Genomic DNA, 6006 nt, shown 5'->3' on the forward strand with positions numbered 1-6006 from the left:
AGGGGCGCGGGGCCCGACGTCGGACCGGGGCCCGCCGCGCCCGGCCCGGGCAGGGCCTGGCCGGGCTGGACCTGACCTGGCTGGACCTGGCCCGGGAGCGTGAGGCCCGAGGTGCCGAACTTCTCCTCCAGGAACCGCCCGTGGGCCACGAGGGCCACGGCATCGGCGCGGGAGACGGCGTCCGAGATCTTGTCGAGCGTGGCGCCCAGCAGGTCGAGCTGGTCGCAGAGGATCAGGAGCGACGTCTTGCCGCGGTCCACGACGCGCCGGTCGGCGAAGTCGCGGGGCAACCTCAGGTACGCGTCGACGGCCTCGGGCAGGTAGCTCGTGGCCGTGGCCACGACGGTGTGCGCCTGCTGGGAGCCGGGGCCGAGCCGGTCCAGGCGCGGCACCATCTCGTGCACCGTCTCCACCACGCGCTGCACGCGGGCGGTCACTGCCGCGGGGGCCTTGCCGGTCGCGCGGGCCAGGACGGCGTCGACGGACGTCACGATCTGCTCGGTCGTGGGCGGTGCCGGTACGGCGACGGTCTGCCCCTCCTCGGGGCGTCCGCCGCCGAAGATCCGCTGCCACCAGCCCATACGTTCCCCCGTGCCTGCGGCCGTCACCGGTTGCCGAGATCGAGCGAACCGCTCGCCACGCCGTCGGTGTTCGTGCGCCGGGCCCGCTCGACGTACTCGGAGGCCTTGGTCGTCTCGGTCTGCAGCACGCCGATGGTCTGCGACATGGAGTCCAGCGCGCGGGTCTTGAAGTCGCTGATGGAGTCCATCGTCGCGTAGATGTTCGCGAATGCCGCCTGGAGCTGCTCGATGCCGACCGTCGAGCTCGCCGCCTGCTCCTGGATGGTCGCCGACTGGTCGGCGAGCATCTTGGAGGTCGAGGCGATCATGTTCGACGTCGTCGTGTTCAGGGCGCCGATCTGGTCCAGCACCAGCTTCTGGTTCGCGAGGGCCTGCGCCACGATGACGGCGGTGCGCAGCGCGGAGACCGTGGTGGTCGTCGCGCGGTCCACGCCCTTGGTGAGCTCGATGTTGTTCTTGATGATGATGTCGATCGCGAGGTAGCCCTGGATCGACACCGCGAGCTGGGTGAGCAGGTCCTGGTGCTTCTGGCGCACGTAGAACAGGACGTCCTCGGACAGCGCCTTGGCCCGCTCCGAGTCGGCGATCTGCAGCTCGGCGATCTTCGCGGAGAGCTGGGCGTCGAGCCGCTCGGCCACGTAGATGTACTGGTTGAGCCGCGTCATGGTGTCCCAGAGGTTCTGCTTCTCCAGGTTGAGCGCTGCGTTGTCCTTGCGCAGCTCGTCCTGCCCGTTGTAGAGGGCCTGGATGATGGCGTTGAGCTGGCCCTGGGCGGACTCGTAGCGGCGGAAGTAGTCCTGGATCTTGTCGCCGAACGGGATGACGCCGAGGATCTTGCGGCCGACGCTGGCCTCGGACGGGTCCAGGTCCTCGACCGTGCGGCGCAGCTCCAGGAGGGTCTGGCCCACCTTCGAGCCGTCGGCGAGGCCGCCCTCCTTCAGGGCGCGCACGGGCGTGGCCAGCAGCCGGTTGCTGGAGTCGGCGGCCTGCCGGATGTCCTGGTCGCCCATGGTGCGCACGTCGTCGGCGCGCTGGGCGAACTCGGGGGAGCGCGTATCGGTGCCGAGCAGGCCGTCCAGGTAGGTGCTGACCTTCTGGTCGAGCGCGGGGGCCACGGCGGGGTCCACCTTGGGTGCCATCTTGGGCGCCTGGGTGCTGGCGACCGGCTGTACCGGGTCGGGCGCGGTGAGCACGAGCGGCTCTGCTGGCGCGGGGGGTTGAAGCGGCATCGGCTCGGTCATCGGTGCTCCTCGAGATAGGGCGTCCGAACGCGGCGAGTATATGCCGCGGGCTACCGCCTTCGAGGGCGGAAGCGCTGCTCGGCGGGGTGAGAACGAGGGGGCTGCGGGCAGAGTTCCCGGGGGAGCGGGTGACTGGTCGGTGTGGCACGCCTCACCCGGCGGCCGCTGACGGAATAGGCCCGCCGGGCCCCGGGGTTTGGGAGCATGAACGTCAGTGTTCGGACACCCTTCCAGACAGGATGTGCCAGTAGCCATGCCCTCGCGCCGGTTCTCCCGCCCGCGTGCCGCCGTCGTCGTCACGGCAGCCGTCGCCCTCCTGCTCGCCGCGTGCTCACCCGGGGGAGGCGCGACGACCACGGAACCGTCGGGCGAACCCGTCACCGGGGGCACGCTGACCTACGCGTCGGGCGACGCCGAGCCGTCCTGCCTCGACCCGCACGTGGGCGGCAACTACCCGCAGGCGCTCATCGCCACCCAGTACCTGGAGTCCCTGGTCTCGCTCGACGAGGACGGCGAGGTCGTCCCGTGGCTCGCCACCGAGTGGGACGCGAGCGACGACGGCCTGGAGTGGGAGTTCACGCTCCGCGACGACGTGACGTTCACCGACGGCACCCCGTTCGACGCGGAGGCGGTCGCCGCGAACATCGCGCACGTGCAGGACCCGGCCACGGCGTCGTCGACCGGGTACCTCGCGCTGGCGAAGATCAAGGACGTCGTCGCCGTCGACGACCACCTGGTGCGGTTCGAGATGAGCGCTCCCGACTCCGCGCTGCTGGAGTCGCTGTCGCAGGTGTGGGTCGCGATGGAGTCGCCGAAGGCCCTGGAGCGCAGCCAGGAGGAGAACTGCGCCGCGCCCGTCGGCACCGGCCCGTTCGTCGTCGACACGTGGGAGCGTCAGGACTCGGTCACCCTCGTTCGCAACGACGACTACAACTCGCCGCCGGCCGACGTCGCCGAGGCGACCGAGGGCAGCGACCTCCCGTACCTCGACTCGATCGTGTGGCGGTTCATCCCCGACTCCGCGAGCCGCTACGCCGCCCTGCAGTCCGGCGAGGTCCAGGTCATCGACAACGCGCAGCCGGACACCATCAAGTCGGCAGAGTCGGACGACGCGATCGAGGAGCTCGACGCCCCGCGCCCCGGCGCAGCCAACCGCATCGAGCTCAACTCGGGCAAGGCACCGTTCGACGACGAGCGCGTCCGCGAGGCGTTCATCCGCTCCGTGAACGTGGACGACGGCATCCAGAGCCTGTTCTTCGGCACCGCCGAGCGGTCCTACTCGCCGCTGTCGAGCGTCGAGCCGCTGGGCCTGAGCCTCCCCGACCTGTTCACCGTGGACACGGACGCGGCTTCCGCGCTGCTGGACGAGGCCGGCTGGGACGAGCGCGACGCCGACGGCTACCGCGCCAAGGACGGCGAGCGGCTGACCCTCGACTTCCCGGTGAGCACCAACCAGTCGATCCCCGCCGAGCAGTCCCTGTTCGAGCAGATCCAGGCCGACGCGAAGACCGCCGGCTTCGAGGTCAAGCTGCAGCCGCTCGACCTGTCGAGCTGGTACGGCGTGCTCGCCGAGAACGAGTACGACCTGGTCAGCGCCCCGTACACGAAGGTCGGCCCGGACGTGCTGCGCATCCTGTACCACTCCGACTCGATCACCCCTGCGCCGAGCGGCTACTTCGCGAACCTCGCGCAGGTGGACGACGCCGACCTCGACGAGCTGCTCACCCAGGCGTCGGCGGCCAGCGACGCCGGCGAGCGGGCCAGCCTCTACGAGGAGGCCCAGCGGATCATCCTCGAGGGCTACTACATCCTGCCGCTCTACGACCAGCAGAACCACTTCCTGCGGTCGTCGAGCGTCCAGGGTCTGCGCGCGATGCCGACGGTCTCGACGCCCACCTTCGCCGGGGCATGGCTGGTGCCTTGACCCTTCCGGTCCCCACCACCGGGGCGCGCAGGAGGCCGGTACCGGGCAACCGGCACTGGCTGCTCCTGCGCGCCGGCGGGGTCCTGTTCGTGCTGTGGGCGGCGGCGACGATCACGTTCTTCGCGCTCCGCCTGGTCCCCGGCGACCCCGCTGAGGCGATCCTCGGCGGTCCCGGCTCGCAGGCCGGGCCCGAGGCGCTGGCGCAGGTGCGCCGCGAGTACGGCCTCGACCAGCCGCTCGTGGTGCAGTACCTGACCTATCTGGGGCGGCTGGTCACCGGCGACCTGGGCCAGTCGTACTCCCTGCACAAGCCGGTGCTGACCGCGATCGGCGAGCAGTTCGGCGCCACCCTGACGCTCGCCCTGGTCTCGCTCGCGCTGGCCTGGGCGCTCGCGTGCGCGCTGGCCGCGTGGAGCGTGCGCGGCGGCAGGGTCGCCTGGGCCATCGGCTCGGGGCTGGAGCTCGTCGCGGCGGCCGTGCCGCACTTCTGGCTCGCGACCGTGCTCATCCTGTTCTTCAGCCTGACCCTGGGCATCCTCCCGCCGGTCAGCGTGCCGGGGCCGCTCGGCATCGTGCTGCCCGCGCTGACCATGGCGATCCCGCTGGCCGGGTTCCTCGGCCAGGTCATGCGCGAGTCGCTGCTCACCGCCATGGAGTCGCCGTTCGTCACCACGGCCCGGGCGCGCGGCGAGAGCGAGGTGCGCATCTTCTGGCGGCACACCCTGCGGCACGCGGCCATCCCCGCCGTCGGGCTGTCGGGGTGGGCGTTCGGGTCCCTGATCAGCGGCGCCGTGGTGGTCGAGTCCGTGTTCGCGCGGCAGGGTCTCGGACGCAGCCTGCTGTCCGCCGTGCAGCTGCGCGACGTCACGCTCGTGACCGGCATCGTGCTGGTGGTGGCGCTCGCGTACGCGGTGATGACGCTCGTCACCGACCTCGCCGACCGGCTCATCGACCCGCGCACCCGGGCGGTGGCCGAATGAGGTTCCGCCCCACCGTCGCCGAGACGATCGCCGGTGTCCTGCTCCTGCTGCTCGTGGTCGCCGCGCTGTGGCCGAGCCTGCTCGCGCCCGGCGACCCCCTCGCCGTCTCGCACGCCGACGCCTTCCAGCCGCCGTCGCTCGCCCACCTCTTCGGGACCGACGAGTCCGGGCGCGACATCTACACGCGGGTGGTGCACGGCGCGTCGGAGTCGCTCCTGATCGGCGTGCTCGCCACGGCGATCGGCATCGGCCTGGCGGTCGTGCTCGGCTTCGTGGCGGGGCTCGGGCCGCGCTGGCTCGACTTCGGCACGACCCGGGTGGTCGAGGTGCTGTTCGCGTTCCCCGGCCTGCTGCTCGCGCTGCTGTTCATCGTGGTCACAGGGCCAGGCGTGCTGAGCTCGACCATCGCCGTAGGGCTGGCCACCGCGCCCGGGTACGCGCGCATCATCCGTTCCCAGGTGCGCCGGACGGCGTCCGCGGAGTTCATCGAGGCCGCGCGCGTGCTGGGCCGCGGGCGGCTGTGGATCACCGCGCGTCACATCCTGCCGAACGTGACGGCTGCGCTGTTCGTGCTCGCCACCCTCGGTCTGGGGCAGGCGATCATCTGGGTGTCGTCGCTGAGCTATCTCGGCCTGGGCGCCGTGCCGCCCGCCGCCGAGTGGGGCGCGATGCTCGCCGCCGGCCGCACGTACATCGCGAACTTCTGGTGGATGACGTTCTTCCCCGGCCTCGCGATCGTCGCCAGCGCCGCGGCCGCGACCGTCATCGGCCGGGGCATCCAGAAGCGGAACAGGAGTGCGGCATGAGCGCTGCTGCCTCGGGCGGGGGGTTGCCAACGCCGGATGGGCCCGTGCTGGACGTCCGGGACCTCGTCGTGTCCTTCGCCGGACGGCGCGTGGTCGACGGAGTGAGCCTGCGCGTCGCCGCGGGCGAGTGCGTCGCGATCGTCGGCGAGTCCGGGTCGGGCAAGAGCGTGACCGCGCGCAGCGTCGTCGGTCTGGCGGGGGAGGGGGCGCGGGTCTCGGCCTCGGCGTTGCGGGTGGCCGGGCAGGACGTGCTGTCGCTGTCCGGACGGCGGCTCCGGAGGCTGCGCGGGGGCGTCGTCGGCCTCATCGCGCAGGACGCGCTGGTCTCCCTGGACCCCCTGCGGCCGGTCGGCCGCGAGATCGGCGACACGCTGGCCCTGCACACCGATCTCGACGCCGCCGCGCGGCGGGCGCGCACCCTCGCTCTCCTGGAGCGCGTGGGCCTGCCCGACGCCGAGCTCCGGGCCGGTCAGC

At 72.0% G+C, this 6006-nt stretch carries 6 protein-coding genes; 4 read left to right on the plus strand and 2 right to left on the minus strand.

The genetic code is table 11. The features are described 5' to 3' along the window. Together PROKR_RS33395 and PROKR_RS01340 are read right to left on the minus strand one after the other, a co-directional pair. Positions 1-581 (minus strand): hypothetical protein (locus PROKR_RS33395; RefSeq protein ID WP_084800194.1); only part of this gene is annotated, 581 nt, incomplete at its 3' end. Positions 582-604: 23 nt separating this feature from the next. Further along, positions 605-1822 (minus strand): toxic anion resistance protein, encoded by a 1218-nt coding sequence (locus PROKR_RS01340; protein WP_036959044.1) that lies wholly within the window; start codon positions 1820-1822, stop codon positions 605-607. Between the two features lie 253 nt (positions 1823-2075). Here PROKR_RS01340 and PROKR_RS01345 point away from each other — a divergent pair, with 253 nt between their 5' ends. The 4 genes from PROKR_RS01345 to PROKR_RS01360 form a co-directional block, all read left to right on the plus strand. Then, the gene (locus PROKR_RS01345; RefSeq protein ID WP_036959046.1) at positions 2076-3746 is read left to right on the plus strand and encodes an ABC transporter substrate-binding protein; all 1671 of its coding nucleotides are present in this window, start codon (positions 2076-2078) and stop codon (positions 3744-3746) included. Next, on the plus strand, positions 3731-4726 hold the full coding sequence (locus PROKR_RS01350; protein WP_051432578.1) for an ABC transporter permease: 996 nt from the start codon (positions 3731-3733) through the stop codon (positions 4724-4726). The genes PROKR_RS01345 and PROKR_RS01350 overlap by 16 nt, the downstream gene beginning before the upstream one ends. Further along, positions 4723-5532 (plus strand): ABC transporter permease, encoded by an 810-nt coding sequence (locus tag PROKR_RS01355; RefSeq protein ID WP_036959048.1) that lies wholly within the window; start codon positions 4723-4725, stop codon positions 5530-5532. Before PROKR_RS01350 ends, PROKR_RS01355 begins: the two co-directional genes overlap by 4 nt. A 44-nt stretch (positions 5533-5576) precedes the next feature. Then, positions 5577-6006 (plus strand): ATP-binding cassette domain-containing protein (locus tag PROKR_RS01360; RefSeq protein WP_036959050.1); only part of this gene is annotated, 430 nt, incomplete at its 3' end.

Origin of the sequence: Promicromonospora kroppenstedtii DSM 19349 (assembly GCF_000515355.1) — a bacterium.
Taxonomy (GTDB): domain Bacteria; phylum Actinomycetota; class Actinomycetes; order Actinomycetales; family Cellulomonadaceae; genus Promicromonospora; species Promicromonospora kroppenstedtii.